Annotated in this window: 17 protein-coding genes; 14 read left to right on the forward strand and 3 right to left on the reverse strand. The window is 36.2% G+C overall.

Annotated elements, in window-relative coordinates:
- Positions 1-667 precede the first annotated feature (667 nt).
- The 5 genes from BC008_RS02400 to BC008_RS02420 all read left to right on the forward strand — a co-directional run bounded on the left by BC008_RS02400 (position 668) and on the right by BC008_RS02420 (position 8,134).
- Positions 668-4,534 carry a substrate-binding domain-containing protein gene (locus tag BC008_RS02400; protein ID WP_036265087.1) on the forward strand — a complete coding sequence of 1,289 codons (3,867 nt, stop codon included), beginning with the start codon at positions 668-670 and terminating at the stop codon, positions 4,532-4,534.
- A gap of 416 nt (positions 4,535-4,950) precedes the next feature.
- Positions 4,951-5,796, forward strand: a complete 846-nt coding sequence (locus BC008_RS02405) for a helix-turn-helix domain-containing protein (RefSeq protein ID WP_082650462.1) — start codon at positions 4,951-4,953, stop codon at positions 5,794-5,796.
- A 110-nt stretch (positions 5,797-5,906) separates the two neighbouring features.
- Complete coding sequence (locus BC008_RS02410) at positions 5,907-6,311, forward strand: RidA family protein (RefSeq protein WP_027842531.1); 405 nt, start codon at positions 5,907-5,909, stop codon at positions 6,309-6,311.
- 88 nt (positions 6,312-6,399) lie between these two features.
- Complete coding sequence (locus tag BC008_RS02415; RefSeq protein WP_027842530.1) at positions 6,400-6,948, forward strand: nucleotidyltransferase family protein; 549 nt, start codon at positions 6,400-6,402, stop codon at positions 6,946-6,948.
- A gap of 274 nt (positions 6,949-7,222) precedes the next feature.
- Positions 7,223-8,134 (forward strand): tetratricopeptide repeat protein, encoded by a 912-nt coding sequence (locus BC008_RS02420; protein ID WP_058183049.1) that lies wholly within the window; start codon positions 7,223-7,225, stop codon positions 8,132-8,134.
- Between the two features lie 242 nt (positions 8,135-8,376).
- Here BC008_RS02420 and BC008_RS02425 read toward each other — a convergent pair whose 3' ends face one another.
- Complete coding sequence (locus BC008_RS02425) at positions 8,377-10,473, reverse strand: AAA-like domain-containing protein (protein WP_027842529.1); 2,097 nt, start codon at positions 10,471-10,473, stop codon at positions 8,377-8,379.
- 578 nt (positions 10,474-11,051) lie between these two features.
- On the opposite strand from BC008_RS02425, the gene BC008_RS02430 reads away from it, so the two are divergent.
- From BC008_RS02430 to BC008_RS02445, 4 genes are all read left to right on the forward strand, one after another.
- Positions 11,052-13,199: a PAS domain-containing protein gene (locus BC008_RS02430; RefSeq protein ID WP_058183051.1), complete on the forward strand. Its 2,148-nt coding sequence runs from the start codon at positions 11,052-11,054 to the stop codon at positions 13,197-13,199.
- A gap of 401 nt (positions 13,200-13,600) precedes the next feature.
- Complete coding sequence (locus tag BC008_RS02435; RefSeq protein WP_036265086.1) at positions 13,601-13,831, forward strand: HetP family heterocyst commitment protein; 231 nt, start codon at positions 13,601-13,603, stop codon at positions 13,829-13,831.
- Positions 13,832-14,376: 545 nt separating this feature from the next.
- Positions 14,377-15,318 carry a fasciclin domain-containing protein gene (locus tag BC008_RS02440; protein ID WP_058183055.1) on the forward strand — a complete coding sequence of 314 codons (942 nt, stop codon included), beginning with the start codon at positions 14,377-14,379 and terminating at the stop codon, positions 15,316-15,318.
- 267 nt (positions 15,319-15,585) lie between these two features.
- Positions 15,586-15,933 (forward strand): hypothetical protein, encoded by a 348-nt coding sequence (locus BC008_RS02445; RefSeq protein ID WP_058183056.1) that lies wholly within the window; start codon positions 15,586-15,588, stop codon positions 15,931-15,933.
- 412 nt (positions 15,934-16,345) lie between these two features.
- Here BC008_RS02445 and BC008_RS02450 read toward each other — a convergent pair whose 3' ends face one another.
- Positions 16,346-17,083, reverse strand: a complete 738-nt coding sequence (locus tag BC008_RS02450) for a 2-phosphosulfolactate phosphatase family protein (RefSeq protein ID WP_027842528.1) — start codon at positions 17,081-17,083, stop codon at positions 16,346-16,348.
- Between the two features lie 406 nt (positions 17,084-17,489).
- On the opposite strand from BC008_RS02450, the gene BC008_RS02455 reads away from it, so the two are divergent.
- The 3 genes from BC008_RS02455 to ccmS all read left to right on the forward strand — a co-directional run bounded on the left by BC008_RS02455 (position 17,490) and on the right by ccmS (position 19,324).
- Complete coding sequence (locus BC008_RS02455; RefSeq protein WP_027842527.1) at positions 17,490-17,909, forward strand: BlaI/MecI/CopY family transcriptional regulator; 420 nt, start codon at positions 17,490-17,492, stop codon at positions 17,907-17,909.
- Positions 17,909-18,748: a M56 family metallopeptidase gene (locus BC008_RS02460; RefSeq protein ID WP_027842526.1), complete on the forward strand. Its 840-nt coding sequence runs from the start codon at positions 17,909-17,911 to the stop codon at positions 18,746-18,748. The genes BC008_RS02455 and BC008_RS02460 overlap by 1 nt, the downstream gene beginning before the upstream one ends.
- A 138-nt stretch (positions 18,749-18,886) precedes the next feature.
- Complete coding sequence (ccmS, locus tag BC008_RS02465; protein ID WP_027842525.1) at positions 18,887-19,324, forward strand: beta-carboxysome assembly chaperone CcmS; 438 nt, start codon at positions 18,887-18,889, stop codon at positions 19,322-19,324.
- Between the two features lie 98 nt (positions 19,325-19,422).
- Here the strand turns inward: ccmS and BC008_RS02470 are convergent, their stop codons facing one another.
- Positions 19,423-20,346, reverse strand: a complete 924-nt coding sequence (locus tag BC008_RS02470; RefSeq protein ID WP_058183058.1) for a LysR family transcriptional regulator — start codon at positions 20,344-20,346, stop codon at positions 19,423-19,425.
- 196 nt (positions 20,347-20,542) lie between these two features.
- Between BC008_RS02470 and BC008_RS02475 the strand changes: the two genes are divergently transcribed.
- Together BC008_RS02475 and BC008_RS02480 are read left to right on the forward strand one after the other, a co-directional pair.
- Positions 20,543-21,247, forward strand: a complete 705-nt coding sequence (locus BC008_RS02475) for a pirin family protein (RefSeq protein ID WP_027842524.1) — start codon at positions 20,543-20,545, stop codon at positions 21,245-21,247.
- Between the two features lie 99 nt (positions 21,248-21,346).
- Positions 21,347-22,444 carry an alkene reductase gene (locus BC008_RS02480; RefSeq protein WP_027842523.1) on the forward strand — a complete coding sequence of 366 codons (1,098 nt, stop codon included), beginning with the start codon at positions 21,347-21,349 and terminating at the stop codon, positions 22,442-22,444.
- The last annotated feature ends 274 nt before the right edge of the window (positions 22,445-22,718 follow it).

The raw sequence follows: 22,718 nt of genomic DNA on the forward strand, positions 1-22,718 counted from the left end.
GCGTCATGGGTCATATTCTACGACACATGCTCTACTTTTGTTCCTTCTTCTTTTTTCTTCTTACCCCGACTTACTGAGCGGATACATATTTTTGTTGGTAATCGTCTTGCTTGGAGGCAGGTAGCATGTCTATTCCATACAGTTGTTTTATTTGCCACAAAGAGGATTCTTATTCGATATGAGAGTAATTTAACTGACAGTAAAAATCTTAATAATTTATCAAATTTTATCTTTATTTATAGAAATGTAACTGACCGTGTTAATTCTCTAGAATTTACCTATTCACTAATTAAATCCAGTTGCTATAAAAATATTTGTGAGTATTTTTTCATTTACTAAGCTTGTTAAATATGTTGAATAATATTTGTTAAATATTGTAGTTTAACTTATGTCTACTATGGGTAAATATACAATCTAAAATAATAGAATATAAAATAAGCTATAATTACTCACCTTAGGGGATTGAAAGATAACTTAAAAACATAAACTCAGTGTTTTTATTTTATCCGTACTAAGTAATCTTTATACCAAAAAATCATGTATCATAAGTATCTCCATAAGCTTAAGAAAAAGATAATAAAGATATATAATTAACGCGTTTAATCCAACCCGAGATCGATATTAAAACAGGCGAGTTTTCTCCTTCCTTTGACGTAATAAGGGGCTTATGTGGCAAAAAGAAAAAAAAGATAGCTTAATAGCTGGTTTGGGATTATTTATGGCATTAACTGCTACTGGAGTAGCAGTAGTTTCTCACGACTCAGAGTCAGTTTTAGCAGAATCTTCCTCTAAGTCGAAAAAAGCCTCTTTCCCATTACCAGACAGTATTCCTAATGATACTAAGATCCTGATTGACGGCTCGAGTAGTATTGCTGCGATTAACCAAGCCTTAAAACAAGGTTTCGAGAAAAAATTCCCTGGTTCAAATGTTGAAATTGCAGCTAATGGAGCGCAACAAGCAATCACAAATTTGTTGAATGGCAAAATTGATATTGCAGCAATTAGTCGTGGTTTAACGCCAGAAGAAAAGTCGAAAGGTTTAGAGCAATTACGTTTGCGTCGAGAAAAAATTGCTGTAATTGTTAGTAAAGAAAATCCTTTTGAAGGTAGCATTACTAACGAACAATTTGCCAAAATATTTCGTGGGGAAATAACTGATTGGTCCCAAATAGGTGGCAAAAAAGGTAAGATTCGCTTAATAGATCATCCTGAAGCTAGCGAAACTCGCCAATCTTTTCGTAGTTATCCAGTATTTCAAAAGGCTGAATTTGTAACTGGTGCTAATGCACATTTGCTTGATAGCCACCATGCAGTAGAGGTTGTTAGGCATTTGGGTAAAGATGGTATTGCTTATGTTATTGCCAATCAAGTTTCAAAAATAGATGGTGTCCGCATCTTAAAGATGCATCAAACATTACCAGAAAATCCCAAATATCCTTATTCGCAGCCTATTGTTTATGTTTATAAACAAAAACCTGGTGGTGCTGTTGCTAGTTTTCTTGGTTTTACCACTGCAAATCTCGGTCAAAAAGCGATTGAATCAGCCAGACAGCAAGAAGCCCAAACTGTGGCTAAAGATGTATTATTGGCTAATGCTAGTAATACCAACTCTAATCAAAAAAAATCACAAGTTAAGGCTGCTCAAGCGGGTCTAGCTAACACAGAAACACAACCGAAAGTAACCAATGTAAGTAACAACAGTAGTAGTCTTAGAGCAAACAAAACAGCTAGTGATCGGGATTCTTTGGAAAATGTCGGGACTTTAACTGCAAGTAATGGTGTTAGCGATCGCTATAACAGGCAAATTCTTGCACAAAACGATAATAATTCTTCTAAGTTACCAGCAGGTATTCCTCTGTGGGTCTGGTTGTTGCTTGCATCTATTTTAGGTGCTGGCGGCTTTTTAATATGGTTTTTTGCTTCTAAGGGAGAGAAAAAGCACAAAAAGAAAGAAGAGTTAGCAGCAAATTCTGGCATATCCTTGGATGCTGCGAATCAAGGCGGAATGGCTGCAGCGGCGATGGGAACTGTGGGAGCAGCAATGGGTGGTGCTGCTAATAAGCTAGGAGAACAGACAGTTGCAAGGAGATCAAACCCAACATCAACAAAAATTAATGGTAGCAACGATGTTTATTCTGCTGCAGTAGCGGTAGAAAATACTACTGAATTGCAGTCTGGAAATTCTTATAGCGACTTACCAGATACAGCTATTGGGAATACTGCATTACAAGTCGACGAATCAGAATGGAATTTAGAAGAACCTGCTGCAATTGTTAATAATTCAATTCCACAAGTAGCCAATATCGGTGATTCTGGAATAGCAAATAATCCGGTAGTTGGAACTGCAGAAGTTAATATAACTTGTCAAGAAACTGATTTAGAAAAAAAATCTACCGATAATGGATTTGCTAAGGCTACAGCTGTTGCTGCTGGAGTTGCTGCGGCTGTAGGAACTAGGAAAGTATTGTCGGAGTTGGATCGACAAGATACGGAAATTCAAGATATTCATTCAGCAAGTGCAACTTCTAGAGATATAACTTCTGAAGATGTAGCTTCTGAGTCTTTACCAGTTGTAGAAGTAGCAGATAAAGACACACTGGATAAAACTAGCTCAGACCTTAAGGAAAAACCATTACCAACGGTAAGAATCACAACTTCGAAACAAGAAGATTTGACAACTGATAGTTTAGGAGTTGATAGTTTAGGAGTTGATAGTTTAGGAGTTGATAATTTAGAAGTTGAAACGATAGCAAAAAGTGGTTTGCCAATTGTAGAAATTACAACTCCATTGACTGATGGGGACAGTCAAACTAATGGAAATTTGCCAGATTTGCATACTGCAACTAACAACCTTCAAGTAGATGGTGCTCAATTGGATACAACTCCAGAAGAAGATGATGAAGCTTTTAACTTGACGAGTAATTTAACTGCGGTGGGTGCAGCAGTTGCAGCAGGAGTAGGTTTGGGTTCCCTGTCCAAACAAGCTTCAGAAGAAATTGAATCAGGAACAGACACAACAAGTGAAATAGTAGATGACGTAACAAATAATACGTCAATTATCGCAAAAACCTATCCACCACTACCAGATGTATGGGATGAAGTATTGTCAGAAGAAACAGACAGCAGCGTAAGCGATAATAATTCAGGTATCGAGTTACCAAATGTTTCTGAAGAAATGCTAGATACAGTAGCGGATGCTGCTGAGCCTTTACAAAAAACAACCGATATAATCACATCTGATGAAGTTGTTACTGATGAAGAAAATATTGATGTTACAACTGACGAAGTTGTAGCTGATACAAATGCTGAGCCAGTAATTGATCAAGTAATAACTGATGAGATAGCTCAAACAGTAACTGATGAAGTTGTTACTGATGAAGAAAATGTTGATGTCCCAACTGATGATGAAATTGTTAGCGATCCAACCTTCAAACCAGTAATTGATGAAGCTATAGATGATGTAGCTGCTGAATCAGTAATTAATGATGAAGTTGTTAGCGATTCAACCCCCGAACCAGTAATTAATGAAGCGACAGGTGATATAACTGCTGAATCAGTAACTGATGAAGAAAATGTTGATGTCTCAACTGATGAAATTGTGATTGATGCAATTTCCGAATCAAAAACTGATGAAAAGTCAACTGATGAAGTGTCAACTGGCGAGATGACTGTTGAATCAGAAATCAATGAAGTCATTGACGAAGAAATCACAGACACCACAGCAAATACCACTGCTGACGAAGTTACTGATGCAGAAACTTCGTCAACTACAACTGATATGGTGAGTGGTGAAGTCATAAATAGCGATGAAGCAAAAACTGATAAAGTTGATGAGACCGATGAACAACGTGAAAATGTAGCGTCGTCAGTCGACCCAACCACTGTTGGTGCTGCTATTGCAGGTGCGGGAGCCACATTCATTAGTGGAATATGGAGTAACGACGCGGTGAACAATAAACTTCCTGATAATGAATTTGAAACTGGGATTATCTTAGCTCCCAGGACTCCAAGATGGGCTTACACAGCTTGGAAGATATCCACTAAAGATAAAGAACAATTGCAGCAGCAAAGCGATTCACAATTGATACTGCGTTTGTATGATGTGACTGATGTCGATCTCAGCTATCAAACACCCCAACTGATACAGCAGTATGAATGTGAATTAAGTATCAATCACCGTTATGTTGCAATCCCAAAAGGCGATCGCGATTATATGGTAGAAATTGGTTACCTCAGTAATGATAAGCGTTGGTTATCGTTGGGTCGTTCGGAAATAACTCATATTTTGAGTTCTCCTCACCAAGATTTTTGGTTTGAAGCTGATGCTGAATTAATCATCCACGGTGCGACTGAACCTGGTGCGACAGTAACTATTGGCGATCATTCAATTAAGGTAAAACCAAACGGTACTTTCCACTTGCGTATTCCTTTTACTGAAGAAGTGATGGAATATTTGATGACATCTTCAGCTGTAAATAGTAGTAAATCCAAAACTATCGGGATGAAGTTTACTCAAGAAAAGCCTAAATTTTAGGTTGATTTGATTGGATTAGATTTGAATAAGTGGGTATGTATTTAATTTGAATTACTGCCCAAATTATTCAAGGTTTTTATATTTTATCTGTGTTACTTCCAAATCAATACCCACGAAATCTATAGTTGACAGTAAAATAGTCTGTAATAATAACTGCAAATGTATTAATTAATTGCTTTAATTATTTGCTTTAATCAAATGCTCTGGCGAGGGAAAAAGCCAGAGTATTTTTGTGCTTGGTTTAAGAATTGGTAGTTATTAGAAAATATCTGTATAGCGGTCCTAAATCATTTATAAAATCAAATAGGATTGCTATAGCTCAAACAGAGTGAGACAAAAATTACCGTTTCTTGAAAAAATAACGATCCAAATGGGCGTTGATATTTTCCATTGTAGATATTGTAGAGTATAGCGAAATGTCTGTATCTCCTTGTGGTTTAATTATTTCCAGTGATTCAGCACTTTGGGATAATATTTCCCTTGCTCATTACCGTCAACCCGCGGGTAGTTTACCCGAACACTGTTCCCTTAATCACGAAATTTGTATCAATTTTGGTAAACCTGTTGTTCTGGAACAGAGAATAAATGGACACTCAAGAATTATTCATTCAGAACCCAGTCAAGTAGGTTTTTATCAGGCTAATATGAGTCAGTCTTTTGCCTGGGATAGTGAGGTTGAGTTTTTGCTATTGTATCTCAAACCATCCTTACTCAAGGATTTAAGTGAAGCAGCCTGGGGACAGGATAAGATCGAACTTGTTCCTCAGCTAACTAGATTTTTCGATCCCTTGATTGTGCAGATGGGATTAGCACTCAAGAGTATTCTTGAAACTGATGCTTTGGGTAGTCGAATATACGCTGATTCTATTGCCAATGCTTTAGGAATACATATTCTATCTCGATATTCATCAATACAAAAACCTAGCAAGTATTACAAAGGGGGTTTATCCAAGCAGCAGTTAAAACAGGTACTCGATTATATGAATGAGCATTTAGACCGAAACTTAAGCTTGAGTGAACTTGCGAAGGTTGTTCATCTAAGTTCATACCATTTTGCTCATTTATTTAAGCAATCTATGGGTATTTCACCTCATCAGTACCATATCCAATGCCGAATTGAACGTGCGAAGGAATTACTCTTTAGAAGAGATGCAACAATTAAAGATATTGCTCAAGTCGTTGGATTTTCTAGCCAAGGACATCTGAATTATCATTTCAAGCGTCTGACAGGAATAACACCCAAAAATTTTCTGCACCAGTAAATATTTTTTTGTATTGATAGCAAGAACTTGGAAAAAGATCGCAAAAACTTTGCATACTTAATTTTCAGTGCTACTTAATACTGAGTTTAGGAATTTATGGAGTGCTGAATATGATCCGAAAAGAAAACGCCAAAGAAGCTAAATACTTAGGTTTGAATATAGAAAATGAATATGGTTATGCTCAGGGAGTTAAAGTTGGCGATACTATTTATCTTTCAGGACAGGTAAGTGTTGACGGTCAAGGTAATGTTGTAGGAATTGGTAATATGGAAACTCAAATCCTCCAAGCTTACGCCAATATTCAAAAAGTGCTCGAACAGTACAATGCTTCAATAGAAAATGTTGTGGATGAAATAATTTTTGTAACAGATATGGAAGCCGCTTCAAGAGTAGCAGGTAAGTGTAGACGCGAAATTTATTCTGGTACTCCAGTTGTAGCAAGTACTGTTATAGAAATCTCTCGTCTTGCTGTTCCCGAACTGATGGTTGAGATTAAGTGTACTGCCAAAATATAGAATAATTGAAAAAAACTCATGTAAAATCTTGCAAGCAGTTCTTCAAGTAATTAGTTCTGCAAGGGAATTACTCAAATTGCAAAACTATATGACAAACAATCATCGCTTGCAAGAAATTTTAGCCAACTCACCTATTGCTGAAGTACTTCCTGCGATCGCTCAAATCAACCTTCCAGATTGGTGGTTAGCAGGGGGTGCAATACGAAATACTGTGTGGCATTCTATTTTTGGTGAGGAATGTAAGCTATTTATTAAAGATTTTGATATTGCATTTTTTGACGCGACAGGAGATAGAAATCAAGAACTAGCAGCGAAAGCAAGACTCACAGAACAGTTTCCCCAACATTTATTTGACGTAAAAAACCAAGCGAGCTTTGGTAATTGGCGTTCTGGTCTAAGAGTTTTCACTAGCACGGAAGATGGAATTATGAATTGGTTACATACTACAGCTGCTGTAGGTGTAAAAGTAAATAAAAAAGGTGAATGGCAGTTTTTTACACCCTATGGTTTAGAAGATTTATTTAATGGAGTGATTCGTCCGACGCCGATAAATGTTTGTAATCCAGATGCAGATAACAAAGCAAAGGAACTTTTCATGAAGTGTTCTTGTTTGCGAAGCGATAGCAATTCTCACTGATTTGAAGCATATATCTATACAAAAAACGACAGAACAAAATTGTTCTGGAGTTAATTCACAGACATAATAATAGTAGCTCTAGTGTGGATATGATTTATGCTCTCACTCGTGCTTTGTAGCATTTGCGACTTGAAAAAAATTGTTTATAACAGTTAGCTAAAAGAGCGGAATGCGAGTCGAGCAAATGAAGAAATTTCACAGAATCTCTGTGACCTTATCTTTAATGACTTTGATTCTGTGTTTAAATTGCTCATTATACAAAGTGTTATACGCAATGGATGAAAAACGCCCTCAAGCTTATCTTGATTTAATTAATAAACTTCTGGCTTGTCCTGCTGGAAAAGAAGCAGAGGTTCTAGACGCAAATCCAGAATTAATTGATGATGGATTCTTAAACACCATGAGACAGGTTGCTGAAGGTCTTGCAGAAGAGGGAGATGAAAATTCAGCAGCTTTTTTGAACACCATTGGGTCTCATCTGGCTGATTTAATGCAATTAGAATCGGTACCTACTATAAATTCCCAAATAGATCTATTGATACAACTTTTACTCGCGACAGAAGAAAGTGAGGGCGATCCAGAGATTATTTATCCCCTACTGCGGAAGAATGCAAAATTGCTAGATAAAGGTTTTATTGAAGTGTTGCAAAATTGGTCTAGTAAGACAATTGGGGAAGTTGAACCGGAAGAAGCTGAAGATATTGGTATTTTGATTAGCGCTTTGAGTAGTTTACTTCAAGATTGGACATTAGGCGATCGCGCTAATAATTTAGAAATTGCGATCGCTGGTTACGAAGTAGGAGTTGAACTTTTAAAACCAGAAACTTTCCCAGAAGAATGGGCTGCGACACAGTACAATCTGGGGAATGCTTATACTGAAAGAGCCAGTGAAGATGTAACAAAAAATATTGAAATGGCTATTGAATGTTATGAAAAAGCTTTGCAAATATATGATAGCGAAGTCTTTCCCCAAGAATGGGCGATGACGCAAAATAATTTAGGTAATGCTTTGTGTGAAAGAATTGAAGGAAATAAATTAGAAAATATTGATACTGCTATTAAATGCTATGAAGCTGCATTGAAAATTCATACCCATGAAACATTTCCCCAAGCATGGGAGATGACACAAAATAATCTTAACAGTGCTTACGAAGCAAAAAACAAATCATTAATGAGTAATGAATAACAAGTAATAAGTAATGAGTAATGAATAACAAGTAACAAGTAATAAGTAATGAGTAATGAGTAATGAGTAATGAGTAAATTTTTGCTCCTGACTCCTGATTTCTGCTGTGCTGACGCCCCACACCCCACTGCGTTAACGCTCGTTAGAGCGCGGTCTATGCCGATTTCTGACTTCTGACTTCTGACGATAACTGATAACTGTAGCCCGTAAGGGCGTGGCGTTAGCCATAAACTGATAACTGACTAAGCAAGGATAACCTGGTTTCGACCTTGTTTCTTGGCTTTTTTTAGTGCTGTTTCTGCTTTATGAATTAAATCATTTGGTTCTGTATTCGCACTTGGAATAATACTTGCGACTCCCACACTTACAGTTAAAACATTTGCAGGTATTCCACCAAGACCTGGATAATCACAAGGGATTGCTAATTTTTTGATAGTTTTTCTCACGTATTCGCCGATGTATGCAGCAGCGCCAGATTCAATCATAGAGAGAATAGCAAATTTGTCTTCAGAGTAACGTGCTACAAGTATTGGCTTATCAGTACTTTGTCTAGAAATCTCAAAATCATTAACTGGAGAATCATCGCTTTGAAGTTTCTCTGCTTTAAATTCAAACTGAAAATTCTCTGTCTGAAAATTCTCTGTTTGAACATTATTAATATAATTGATACCACCATAAAGAAAGTTATTATTTGCTAGTGGATGTTTGACACAGTAACGAATAGCGTTAGCAACTTGCTTTAAACAATCATCGCCAGCTAATTTACCATAAGTACGGCTATAAATATCAAAGCAATCTATGTCGCACAATATTAGAGAAATATTGATGGAATTAGTTACAGAAGTATTCTGTTTGGCTTCTTGCTGGGTACAATGCTGCCATTCCATATATAAATAGTTATCAAAATACTGTCGATTTGCTAGTTGAGTAAGTTCGTCGACGGTCGAGAAAAATCGTAATTCTTGATGTTCTTTCTCTACTTGCTTGAATCTTAAATTATCTAGTTTTTCTGGTAGTTGGAGCTTTTTACGAAAATACAAACGATATAGTTCGCAAGCTGGATAAGCGTGATAACCGGATAAATTTATTAATCCCATACTTTGAAGCTTTTGAGCCAGTATCGGATCTATATATGTACTCGTGTGATTTGTAACTATCTCAAAGAAAGCAGTTTCTAGTTCTGCTTCTTCTCTCAAAGCTAATAAATATTGCTGTAGATATTGCTGATAGATTCCTTCTTCTGTAGGTGCTTTTTGTAAAATATTTTCTAAATCTTCTTCTGTCCCACCCATTTTTACCAAATGATAGAAAGCTAGTCTTATTAAAAAAGGATGTCCCCCCAGCATTAACATTAAAATTTGTATATGGGAATTATTGATCCAGTTAAATCCGTGGATTTTTGCTAAACTCTCAACCTGTTCGGTACTTAAAGGTGGTAATTTCAGCGTGAAACCGATATTAAATTGAGATTGAGTTGATTTTGGTGGTAAAAGTATTTGCGCTGAACCGAACAAAACCAAACGCAATTTTTGCCATGCTTCTATATACCTACTTTGCTCGTACCAAGAACGCAACAATGGAAGAAAGTCTCTGGTGATTTCTGGATATTCTAATAACCAATCTATTTCATTTAGGATCAAGAGCACAGGTGTATCGCTTGAAGCAAGTAAATAGGATTTAAAATAGAGCGAGCAACTAATTTTGCTACCCACCTCTTCATCCCAATACTGGTTAAGTTTTGGTTCTAGATCTAATTCCCGACTCACATTAATACAAAACCAACGCAAAAATTTATTTAAGTTAACAAACAACGATTGTTCTGCTTGCTGAAAATCTATAGCGACTACCCGCAAATTACAATTTTTCCCGTGGTTAATAATCCTTAACAACAGGGAACTTTTACCCATTTTTCTCGGACCATGAATATAAATTGCACTTCCTGGTTTAGAAATTTGAGCTTTGACTGTTTCTTCAATTACTGGATGTGAAATATAAAACCTAGAATTAGCAGATACGGGACCACTAGGATATTCTAAAGATGTATTAATTGCTACTTTGTTGTAGTCATGAATAATTTGCTGTTCTGCTTTATTTAGCCGCCGAGCTTCTAACACATGACGAAAATTCGATTTATTAATTTGTTCTTGATATAAATCACTGATTAACTGCCATAAATTTGAAGCTACTTTTCTAACTCTTTCTTCTCCGTAATGAGCCTCCGCAGCAATATTAGTATAAGTTTTCCCTTGCCAAGAAGAACGTAAAATCATTTCTTGCAAAGAACTTAAAGAATTGGGAAGATTTGCTTTTAATAATAGTAGAACTTCATCTATAGTCATTAGTAACTATTTTTACTTTTGATTTCAAATTTATTTCAAGGATGTCGCTTTATAAAATTTTAGTTGTGTGACAATGGGTCCACTGTAGCCTTAATCGTGTTGATAATAGCTAGCTAATAAGAAAGATGCTACAAAAACATTCTTGACTTTCATTAATTTTGCTGAAACATTTGCAATTAGTAGATTTTATCAATTGCATTCTAATTATTTTTACGTTTTTGTTCATCATAAAAAAGTATTTTTATATACTTTTGATTGTAGACAACTAAAAAAAAGCACTATCAAAATGTAGCTTATTTTTGTTACATTACCCAATAAAATCACAAAAAAAAGTCACATTGTAGCATTTACCTTTGGGTAAATTCGATTCACATTATAGAGAAGTTGCCTATTAAATTTGGACTTTATCACAACCCTCTGTTAACACCTTGTTAGCACATGGCTCGGTATTAAAACAGTGTTAGCTACAGGATATCAAGAAAGACTAAGTGCTGTTGATGGTTCTGCAAAACAACTTACTCCATATAACAATCAATCAATAAACAAATAACAGGTAAGTTGGAATCAAGCCTTGTTTTTTGGACAATCCTGTTCCACGCGATCGAGAGCACCTACAACTAGCATATATATTTGTAGCAATGTCCCAAGAATGGCAAACAGCTTTACAAGCATTTTTATCTGCTAACGGTTTAGGATTCTGGAAATGGAATCTTACAACCAATCAAATTGAGTGCGACTCTGAATGTCAGCGGATTTTAGGTTATGACATTGGAGAAGTTACCAATCTAGATAAATTTTGGAAGCAAATCATACACTCCCAGGATCTACCAAGAGCACGTAAGGTATTGCAGGATTATTTAGAAAAGCGTATTCCAATCTACAAAGTTAAGTTGAGAATACTAACAAAATTTGGTCAATGGAAATGGATTTTGGCTACTGCTCAAATTCACCAACGGGATCTAAATCAGAAGCCTGTAATATTGGTAGGTACTTACAAAGATATTACCAGCGAAGTATCTGCAAAATTAGCTAAGAAGAAACAAAGTAAGCGAGAAAAATTTTTCCAAGAACTACAAGCACAAATTATTGCTGGTAATTCTTTAGAGAGAATTTTAGAATTTGCTGTTGGAGAGTTACAGCATTGTTTGCAAGTAGATAAAACTGTCATTTATCGTCCTCAGGCTGATGGTAGCAGTAGTGTCGTTTTTGAATCCCTTGCAAATAGTTTGTCTTCACTTAAGAGCCGTAATATATCAACTCATACTTCTGATTGTGTGGGAGATCAAGCTTCTATTGCTAAACAGCAAGTAATCCGGAAATATATAGATTCGCAAACTGTAGATCCACAGCAGCAGGGTAAATTTTTTTTTAAGAACGAAGCTCTACACGACCGTTCTGATAGCGATCGCTCTCGTACAGAGTTATTAGCTCCAATCCTGGTACCCAGCGACCAAATTCAAGCTTTATCTTTTACCTCCCATCAACAGCAATTTGCAATCGGTCAAGTCGGAGCTTTATCTCTCTTACACACAGATTACTCACCGGGGGAATATCCTTCGTCCCACAAAGTTTCCCATTATTGTTGGGGAATGCTTGCAGTTCAACAATACGATCGCGATCGTGAATGGGAAAATTGGGAAATTGATACTCTCAAGCAACTCACGAAGTTAATTGCGATCGCTATCCGACAACAGGAGCAAATAGCTCAATTCAAAAGGGAAACCGCAGTTCGCAAATCCCTTGAAGCGAAGTTAAATTCTCAGTCACAGCAACTGCAAATAAATCTACAGGAAATATCAAAGTTACAGGAACAACTCTTAGAAAGCCAAAAAATGAGTAATCTCGGTCAACTAACGACCGATATGCTCTTAGAGATTAATAAACCTGCAGATTTTATCTACAAATCTCTCGAATCTGCAAGTCAATACGCACAGGATTTAATTGAATTTCTGGAAAATTACCAAAGTCATCCAGATCGAGTTCAGCATTTTAGCACTTCAAATATCCAATACTTGAACCTGGAATCGGTAAAAACTGACTTTCCTAATTTGTTATGGTCAATGGGAGCGGGTTCGGAACGTATCAAAAATATTGTTGGAAATTTGCAAATTTTTCTCAATAATCAAGAGCAAATAGAAAAAATAGACATCCATCAAGAGATAGATCGAACTCTTCAACTTTTACAATATCGCCTGAAGGAGCAGCCAACAAGATCCGGAATTCAGGTAATCAAGAATTTTGGCGATCTACCACCTGTTGAAGCTTGTCGTGGAGAAATCGCCCAAGTTTTGATTAATCTTATAGCTAATGCAATTGATGCTTTAGAAGAAAGAATGCAGCAAGATTATTCTTTCATTCCCACAATTTGGGTAAATACTAGTTCGATCGCCAACCATCTATCACTAGTTGAAAGAGATCGGACTGAAACATTAGGAGGGAAAAGTTTAAGGAAGAGTAAAGTAATTATCAATATTACTGATAACGGGAAAGGTATTCTTCCACATATTCAAAGGCAGATTTTTGAACCATTGTTTACAACCAAATCAGCTTCAAAAACTAAAGGGTTGGGATTATCAATCTGTCAGCAAATCATAGTCCATAAACATCGTGGAAAACTTAAGTGTAACTCCCGTCTGGGAGAAGGTAGTGAATTTGTGATTGAGATCAATGCCAAATATCCAAATTTAAGTTATGCAATGAAAAATGCTAATTTTTTAAACTTTTAAAAATGGATACTATGTCCGCTTTAATTAATGGATATTTGTTAGAAAAACTGAATCATATAAATTTGTGAGGCATTTACTGAAATACCTCATTTTTTGTCAAAATTAATAACTTTTACTTAGTAAAAGATATCTTTATTTGCAAAACACAACATCCTTAAATAAGGGAATTAAATATTTTATTTCCCGCTTATAAATAATTATAGATTGCGACATAGAAAAGTCTCAAAAATTAAAATTTAGTTATTTATCTTGACTATGTTACAGGGAATAGTAACAAACTTATTTCAAGAGATAAAAAAATGTAAAGTTATTGTGAATTTTTAAGAATGAAGCGTAGTAGACTTGCAATAAATATATAAACTTTAACTTATAGATAATCAAGTGTTCCCCCAAAATCATCGATATTCCTAATCTGTCATGCAGAGTTACAAAAGAAAATGAATCAAAAACAAGTGGAAGAGGTGCTAAAAGCAATTATTGCCGGAAAGTATTCGTGGGCTTGTGTATTGATGCTTCGTTATAATGGCTACGAGCCGGTAGACTACATACCATATCGTACTTACATTCGACTACTTAAGGAAAACTACCAGTTGGAACGGCAAAAATCAAATTATGCCGGGACCGGAACCTAGGAATTAATTTGGTAGAATATCAAAGGTTGAGAGGAAACACTAAATTATTATTCCATATATCATTTAAAGCTAGATATGAAAGGAATAAAATTTTTTATTTCATCAACAAGAAATACAAACTGTCGTTCTCAAATTGTTTGAGCTTGCAAAAAACTATTCAATTAAGGTGGTAACAGAAGCAGGACTAAATTAAGCAATGCTTCTAGTATTTTTGTTTTAGTTTGTGATTTAGTTGGACAACTTCCTTCACTTTAATAAACTCATTCCCATGCTAACTTGAAATTTTTTCGGAAAGCCGATTTCATCCACACCTTAGATTAATTAGGATTGTGTAGAAATTAATCTGATCTAATTAATCTAATCTAATTAAATTATTTAACTGTTTGCGGACATTTTGTCCGCATTTTATTAACTTGGATTTGGTAAGAAATATTTTATCTTGCAAATAATACCACTTAAAAATTAAAATTACAAGCTTTTTATCCTGGGAAATATAATTAATTGCAAATTTTCAATGGAGTTGGCAAAGTTTAATGTGTAAGTTTATGCGCTTGAACAATGATGAATTAATTTTTAGCCTCAAATCACATATCAAGGTGGTGGATATAAATTTTGGGATGGAGCACAAGCTGAGATTGAGTAACACTATTTCCTTGTCACTTGGAATTTTGGCTTTTTTTGTGTTTCTTCCTACCCCTGTAAAAGCAAGTTTCACCCCGGAAGAATTTCCCAGAGTTATTTCGGAAACTTTACCTTCGTTCTCAATCCCTGAGCCACTAAAGCAACCAGTTAGTACGCCGATACCAAGCAGTGAAGATGATGGTCAAAGACCTATTCCTATTCCGATACCAACAACTTCACCTTCCATTCCCCAAACACCAGAAAATATTCCTGAGATTCCACAAGAGTCTCCAGACTTATCTTTACCAGAAGATATTCAACCATCTAAGCCCACATCAGATATTCCTGATGACATACCGCGTCCAGTACGCTCTAATCAGACTCCTGCAAAAATTCCGGAAAAATCTCTCAGTAGTGGTAACCTCTTGGAGGTTACTGCCACTAACAACTCATTGAATCTGTTTGCTAGAGCAATTGAAACAGCAGGGCTAACAGATACTTTGATTGAGGATTTTTTCACCATATTTGTGCCTACCAATGATGCTTTCAATCAGTCTTTACCAGCAGGTGCAATGGATTTTTTGCTCAAGTCAGAAAACAAATATTTGTTACAAAAGTTGTTGCGATATCATATAGTAAAAGGCGAAGTTGCTGCTAAAGAGTTAACAACGGGTAAATTAAACACACTTGGTGGAAGTATCGCAATTCGTGTTACTCCTGAAAGAATTATATTGAATAACAGTAGTATTACCCGTGCAGATATTCCAGCTACAAATGGAGTAATTCACTCAATCAACCGTGTTTTAATACCCCGAAATTTAAGAAATACGATTATTGCCAAAATGTCCGAGCGAAGCAAAAATTAATGAGATTGAATGTTTAAGCAAAAAGATTTGTAATTAAAGAATTTAGCACTAAACAACTTAGCCATTAAAAAATTTAAAGCTAACAAAGCATACGATATGTATATTTTAATTGTAATGTTAAGATTGGATGATATTTAAAGTATCTGAAAATACAAATCAATTTAAATGTCAGAATATAATATAAGCAAGTAAACGCTAATTTGTGTGTCTTGCAACATTTAGTATTTCCGAGAAACTTTGGAATATAGAAGAATTTGGGAAATAAATATGAACGCTATATTGGTTGCTGTTTTTGGGGTATTAGCGGTTATCTTAGGTTTTAGTAAGCCAGTGCTTGCAGATACTACACGAGAAGCTAATACTAATTCTGGTAGATATACCTTATCGGGAGATTCTTTAACCGGAATCGGTACTGTAACTGCAGAGGAAGATTTTACAAGATTTTTCAGCAATGAAAAAAGAGAAGAAAAAGATGTGTCTGACTTCAATCAGTCTTTATCTTCAGGTGATGAAGATGTCAGTTTAGAACCGGCAGAGGAATTTACCATAGGAAATGATGGATTAAATGCCCAATTTAATGATGGGGTAAAGGTACTATTCGATTTAGGTGAATAGGTGTGGGTAAACTGATTATCTTTCTCGACATAGGATTTTGCAGATTAAATATACTTGAAGAGTTTCTAGGTTCCTAACAGGGAATTAATTAGAGCCTGCAGCAAGTATATTTTTTTGTAAGTATTTGTGCTTGATATCTACTTATAATCTAGTATTAAATTTATTTTTTATTTTGCTGATTGTTCGAAATATGTTTGAGTAATTTGCTTCGTACACTAGATCAAAACCACTTCCTACGCCCATCTCTTAACTCCTAATTCCCAATCTGGAATATCCAACAAAATAGTTTTGCCGCAAGATCATCTAAGACGATCCTGCGGCAAAATTTAAAAAATGCTAAAAACGGGATTTAAAAAATGTTTTCAGCCAAAAGAATCAAAATGACAGAAATCAAAATGATAAAAAAAAAGAACTAACTATTAAGTTTCAAAACACCAACTTCATGCTGGATAGGTAAAACATCTAAAGTATCCATATCAGAACAATATTTTAAATCATCGTAACCTTCCATGCGTAATAAACGTTTCCCATGACTAGCATGGTGGAACAGTTCGAGTAAGTTATCTTGCCATTGGCAATAAAGAGCGATCGCACTAATAAGTTCGTCGTTTCCAGCGACTTCATCAGCTCTAATCTTGCTTTTTTGAATCACACCATGAGCAATCGCACCAGCACAAACAGTATCTTCCAAAGAAAAACTACCTTCCCAGCCAGAACCAACCAACCAAACAGTTTCTGGTTGTTTGTCTAAAAGATATTGGACTACGGTAGCACGATTAACCATAGCTGCAGCTAATACAACTTTGGCTTTTTCGATTCTTTGCAAGGCGCGGGTACCGTTAGTGGTACTAATAAATATCCGCTTTCCCTCGACCCGCTCTGGTGTACATTCCAAAGGAGAATTGCCCAAATCAAAACCTGGAAGTTTTGCACCTCCACGTTCCCCAATCAGCAAACGCTTTTCCTTTTCCCAAGCCGAGCTTTCTTTTTTTAGTAAATCGATATCGCTGAATACCTGAACCGCTTCGCCACCTGCAGCTAATGCTGTAGCCATTGTGGTTGTTGCACGCAATACATCAACTGCGATCGCACACTCTGGTAATGAATCTACAGGAGTCAATTCGGGAGTATGATAAACAAATAGCTTCACAACTTGGATAAACCTGAAACAGAAGTAGCTGTGTCACATTCTACCGATTTGATGTCACAAAAAAGAACAGTGGGGGTCTAATAGTTAACAGTTTAGTTAACAGCTCAAAGTAAATAAGTGATTTTTACAATGTTAAGTAAACCAAACACGGGTCGATATTTATTAGCTTATAAGTACTCGCTAGCAAGGATTTGCAAATAATTTGTAATCGTATAATAGACTTGGACGATATTTCGTCTTATTAGCTCTATTATGAGTCAGGCATTAGAAATACTGATTTATTGAGCGCTTTGCTCGATCTCTAAATATTTCTTAAGTCAGCCTGAATTAGTGCTCTTTAATTTATTAAACCTAACTCAATAACTTCAATTCCAATCTATTTACACACCTTAAAACTAAAATCGATATGGCACCTTTACCTGAATATCGCCCCAAACAATTATCTTTAGGACCGCTAGAGGCAGAAATTTTAAATATTGTTTGGGAACTGGGTTCTGTTACAGTCAAAGATGTTCACGACCGAATTCTGGCAGATCCGAACCGCGAATTGGCTTACACATCAGTAACTACAGTGCTGCGTCGCCTGACTGATAAAGGTTGGTTGGCTTGCGACAAGCAGGGAAGGGCTTATTATTGGCAAGCATTGCTGACAAAAAAACAAGCTCAAGTTATAAAAGCCCACGAGCAGTTACAACAATTCCTCGCAGTAGGTAACCCTGATGTAATTGCTGCTTTTGCAGATAGTCTAGATGAATCAGCTTCTGAAAAAATACAAGCCATTGCTCAACGTATAAAAGCTGCAAGGAAAGCCAGGGAGGAAGAATAATGCATCTACTGATGATTTCGATCGCTGTTATCTGTGCTTGGAAGATTCGACAATCCTACAAGCATATTGAAGGCGATTGGTACGAACGTTGGCAAAAAACTTTATTTTTATTTATTTTCCCTCCTTTACTGATTTTTATGACCATATTTGCCTTATTATGCATGGGTCCTGAAGGCAAAATGGGGGGAGTACAAACGGGTTGGTTGGGTTATGTATTAGCTTTACATGCCCTTGTGTTTTTTGCTTATTTATGTATTAAGTTAGGATGGCAAGGATGGCAATCCGTCCAGTCTGCTCGTAATAATCGTTTAATTAATTTAGCGGGTAAGAAAGCTAGATTACTTGAGATAGATGCATTATTTGCAGGTCAAATAGGTTTCTGGAAGCCAGAATTGGTTGTTAGTGAGGGATTAATCCAAAGTCTTTCTCCAGAACACTTAAATACGGTTCTAGCTCATGAAGAAGGACATTACTATCACCGGGATACATTTTGGTTTTTTTGGTTGGGTTGGGTTCGTACTTGTACTGATTGGTTACCAAATACCGAAGCTTTGTGGCAAGAATTACTAATTTTGCGAGAACTTCGCGCCGACGCCCGTGCAGCATCGCAGGTGGATCCTCTATTACTAGCAGAATCATTGTTGTTAGTAGTTAGCAGTCAACCTATTTCCACTGATATTTGCTGTGCTGCCCTCGATTCTACCGGTATGGATCGCTTAGAGCAAAGAATAGAAGCCCTTTTAAAACCACCAGAAAACTACTCACAATTTAAGGAAATTTCTTGGGATAGATTTGTTTTGGCTTTCTTACCTCTTATTAGCATTTTATTCCACACCTAATATTTTGTTTATTACCAATTACCCATTACCGATTACCCATTACCGATTACCCATTACCAATTACCAATTAATATATTTTTGTTTTGCACCTTTAACCGTTAACATGAGATGATCTTATTGAGACAATAAATTAAAAGAATAATGTTTAGTAGCATCCAAGCCGATTCTCCAGAGAATCAGTGGCGTTATCAGTTGGATAGATTTGTTAAAAATCATCAACAGGAATTGGCGGCGTTAACTTGGGGTTTATGGTTGGAAAATGGTAGTAGCAAGGGTACGATTGGTGTTGATTTACAACCAAAGCCCCATTTTGTTTATTGTCCGCAAGCTGCTGTAGAAAATTTAAACGATCAGGTTGACAATAAACTTCAAGAAGTGTTGGGAATTATTGAGCACTATAATCCTGAAGTGGAAGTTTTGATGATTGGTATTGCCAAGGATCAAATAAAGCTTGTTTATTTTGAACCAGAAATAGCGCCACCAGTTTGTTTTAAAGAACTTGGCAAAAGTATAAATTTACTATTAGAAAGCTTAGAGCAAAAAATGGCTGAGCAATTGAGATTTGATTTTGGATAATTTGATTTTGGATAATTTGATTTTGGGTAATTTGATTTTGGGTAATTTGATCTTGAATAGTTTAGTTTTGAATCAAATTACTGAACAGCTAAAATTTGTTAATACTCCTCTGTTTGCATAATTTTGTTCAGACTCTTGATGTTTAGATTTTTTTGCAGGAATTCTGTAAACAGCTTGATTTTAATAGATAAATGACGATTTAGGGGATATGCAAGGTACAAACAAAGTTCTGGCGGGTGATAGTCAGGTAAAATTGTTTGTAATTTTTTTTGCTGCAATTCTTGTTCGACAATAAATGTTGGTAATAATGCTATTCCTAAACCTTTAACAGCTGCATCTCTGAGAACTTCTCCGTTATTAGAACACAGAGAACCATTTACAGTAAAAGTATGTTCCCCATCATGACCTATCAGTTTCCATTGATTACCGGTTGCTAAATACCCATAGTGCAAACAAGAGCGATCGCGAAGTTCTTTTGGATGTCCAAGGTTTCCATATTTTTCTACATACTCCGGAGATGCACATAAAACTCTTTCAACAGTTGCGATCGCCTGGGAAACTAAACTTGCTGATTCTTTAAATTCACTGATTCTTACCGTGATATCAAAACCTTCAGCAATTGGATCGATAAAGCGATCGTCTAAGGTTAACTGAACCTGCAATTCTGGATGTAAAGCGATAAAATCCGCCACCACAGAAGCTAAATGTGAGGTACCAAAAGACATCGGTGCATTAATTTTCAATGTTCCCTTGGGTTCCTCTTGCATTTGAGAAACTGCTAACTCGGCTGATTCTAATTCAGCAAGAATATTGGTACAGCGTTCGTAGAAAGCAAGTCCTGTAGTGGTAGGGTTAACCTGACGAGTACTGCGTTGAAGTAATTGAACTCCCAATTCGTTTTCTAGGTTGATTACAAGCTTATTTACTGTCGAACGCGATACACCCATTTCCCGTGCTGCTGCTGCGAAACCTCCCGATACAACTACTTGAGTAAATGCTCGAATACTTTCAAATTTGTCCATAGGTCTAACCGAAAAATAAACGGTGGTTATTAAAACTTTTCACACGGTTTCAGAAATATATGATTGTAGAAATATTAGATACAATATGTATTTATTTTAGTGTATTGTCTTTTCTATTAAAACAATAGATAATATAAATAACAAAAAATTATTCCTCACCAACAAAAGTGTTATTGAAATTCAAAGGAGGGGAAATATGATTACTATTCGTCCAGCAAGTGAAAGAGGTAAAGCCAACTTTGGTTGGCTCGATAGCAAGCATAGCTTTTCTTTTGGTAATTATTACGACCCCAATCACATGGGTTTTGGCTCTTTGCGAGTAATTAATGAAGATAAAGTTACACCAGGAAAAGGTTTTGGGACTCATCCCCATCGCGACATGGAAATTATTTCCTATGTTTTAGAGGGAAGCCTCGAACATAAGGATAGTATTGGTAATGGTTCTGTAATTCGTCCGGGTGATGTTCAACGGATGTCTGCAGGAACAGGTATTTTGCACAGTGAGTTTAACGCCTCTAAAACTGACCCAGTTCATTTTCTCCAAATTTGGATTTTACCCGATACGCAAGGGCTCAAACCCAGTTACGAACAGAAAAACTTTTCCGTTAGTGAGAAACAAGCCAAACTGAGGTTAGTTGGTTCTCGCGAAGGACGAGATAACTCGGTGAAGATTCATCAAAATCTCGATCTTTATGTTACTTCTCTCCAAAATGGTGAAGAAGTGAATCATACCATTGACAATGGTCGCTTAATATGGGTTCAAGTAGCAAAAGGAGCTGTATTGCTCAATGGTCAGAATCTCTACGCCGGTGATGGTGCAGCAATTTCCCAAGAAACTGAAGTTACGTTAACAAGTACTGCTGATAACGCGGAAGTGCTGTTGTTTGATATGGTTAATTGAGTTAGTTAACTATTTTTTGACAGCTGACGATTGAAAAATGTAGAGACGTAATATGCGACCTGATATATTGCGTCTCTGCAAGATATATTGTGTTGTTTTATGACTTTGAAGAATAATCTCTTTTCTGGCGTTAATTTAGGTCCTTATACTTTACCAAATCGTATGGTAATGGCACCCATGACTCGCTTACGAGCTAATGGAAGCATTCCTACAGAATTAATGGGGACTTATTACGCTCAAAGAGCATCAGCAGGGCTGATTGTGACTGAGTGTACGATGGTTTCTCCCTTGAGTAATGGTTACATGAATTGTCCTGGAATTTACTCTTCCGAACAAATTAAAGGGTGGGAACTAGTGACCCAAGCTGTCCACGAACGCGGTGGAAAAATCTTTTTGCAACTATGGCATAGTGGTAGAGTTGCTCATCCTTCCTTGCTTAATGGTGAATTACCTGTTGCTCCCAGTGCGATTGCTCCCCAAGGTCAACTTCATACCCCTATAGGTAAAGTAGATATAGAAGTACCACGCGCCTTAGAGACAGAGGAGATACCTCCAATTGTCGAACAGTTTCGCCAGGGTGCGAAAAATGCGATGACAGCTGGTTTTGATGGAATTGAATTACATGGAGCATTCGGTTATCTAATCGATCAGTTTCTCCAAGATGGTTCTAACCAACGCACAGATCTATATGGTGGTTCAATTGAAAATCGTGCTCGCTTCTTATTAGAAGTAGTTGAAGCTGTTACCGAAGTTTGGGGCGGAGACCGTGTTGGGATTAAACTTTCTCCTAGTAATACTTTTTATGGAATGTATGATTCCGATCCAAAAGCTACTTTCAGTTATGTAATTAATGTTTTAAATAATTTTAATTTGGCTTATATCCATTTAATGGAACCCAATCAGATAGACTTAGCTAATCGCGATGTAATTAATCCTGTACTTTCAGTATTTCGATCTACCTATAAAGGAACAATTATTACTAATGGTGATTACACAAAGGAAACAGGAAATCAAGTGCTTGTAGATGAAGCAGCAGAGTTAGTTTCCTATGGTAAATTATTTTTGGCAAACCCAGACCTACCTCGACGTTTTAAGTCAGATTCAGGGTTAAACGAACCAAATCCTAAGACTTTTTATGGACGAGGTGACGAAAATGCCGAGAATGGATATGTTGATTATCCTTTTCTTGATTCGTAATGGCTAACTGATAATGGGTAACTCCTAACTTGCACATTTTCAAATTCTTATACAGGATAAGTGCTTCAACGTAAATGCTTCAACCAGAGTTATAAAAATGTGCAAGTTAAGAGTTGATTGATTGTTGCGTTTACTCTGGTTTATTTGAGTGGAATAATTTCATATTAAGGTAGTAGGGTTGTTTAACTTTTTTGTGTTTTTCGGCTTACCAGTTCTGAAAGTATTGTGAATAATCAAACTAAGTTAAAATTATTTCAAGTAAATTAAGTGAGCT

This window comes from Mastigocoleus testarum BC008, assembly GCF_001456025.1.
GTDB classification, from domain to species: domain Bacteria; phylum Cyanobacteriota; class Cyanobacteriia; order Cyanobacteriales; family Nostocaceae; genus Mastigocoleus; species Mastigocoleus testarum.

Excerpts from the sequence above, each read along its gene's own strand:
- BC008_RS02400 (WP_036265087.1), top strand. The coding sequence starts at position 668 with ATGTGGCAAAAAGAAAAAAAAGATAGCTTAATAGCTGGTTTGGGATTA.
- BC008_RS02405 (WP_082650462.1), top strand. The coding sequence starts at position 4,951 with ATGTCTGTATCTCCTTGTGGTTTAATTATTTCCAGTGATTCAGCACTT.
- BC008_RS02410 (WP_027842531.1), top strand. The coding sequence starts at position 5,907 with ATGATCCGAAAAGAAAACGCCAAAGAAGCTAAATACTTAGGTTTGAAT.
- BC008_RS02415 (WP_027842530.1), top strand. The coding sequence starts at position 6,400 with ATGACAAACAATCATCGCTTGCAAGAAATTTTAGCCAACTCACCTATT.
- BC008_RS02420 (WP_058183049.1), top strand. The coding sequence starts at position 7,223 with ATGGATGAAAAACGCCCTCAAGCTTATCTTGATTTAATTAATAAACTT.
- BC008_RS02425 (WP_027842529.1), bottom strand. The coding sequence starts at position 10,473 with ATGACTATAGATGAAGTTCTACTATTATTAAAAGCAAATCTTCCCAAT.
- BC008_RS02440 (WP_058183055.1), top strand. The coding sequence starts at position 14,377 with ATGCGCTTGAACAATGATGAATTAATTTTTAGCCTCAAATCACATATC.
- BC008_RS02445 (WP_058183056.1), top strand. The coding sequence starts at position 15,586 with ATGAACGCTATATTGGTTGCTGTTTTTGGGGTATTAGCGGTTATCTTA.
- BC008_RS02455 (WP_027842527.1), top strand. The coding sequence starts at position 17,490 with ATGGCACCTTTACCTGAATATCGCCCCAAACAATTATCTTTAGGACCG.
- BC008_RS02460 (WP_027842526.1), top strand. The coding sequence starts at position 17,909 with ATGCATCTACTGATGATTTCGATCGCTGTTATCTGTGCTTGGAAGATT.
- BC008_RS02470 (WP_058183058.1), bottom strand. The coding sequence starts at position 20,346 with ATGGACAAATTTGAAAGTATTCGAGCATTTACTCAAGTAGTTGTATCG.
- BC008_RS02475 (WP_027842524.1), top strand. The coding sequence starts at position 20,543 with ATGATTACTATTCGTCCAGCAAGTGAAAGAGGTAAAGCCAACTTTGGT.
- BC008_RS02480 (WP_027842523.1), top strand. The coding sequence starts at position 21,347 with ATGACTTTGAAGAATAATCTCTTTTCTGGCGTTAATTTAGGTCCTTAT.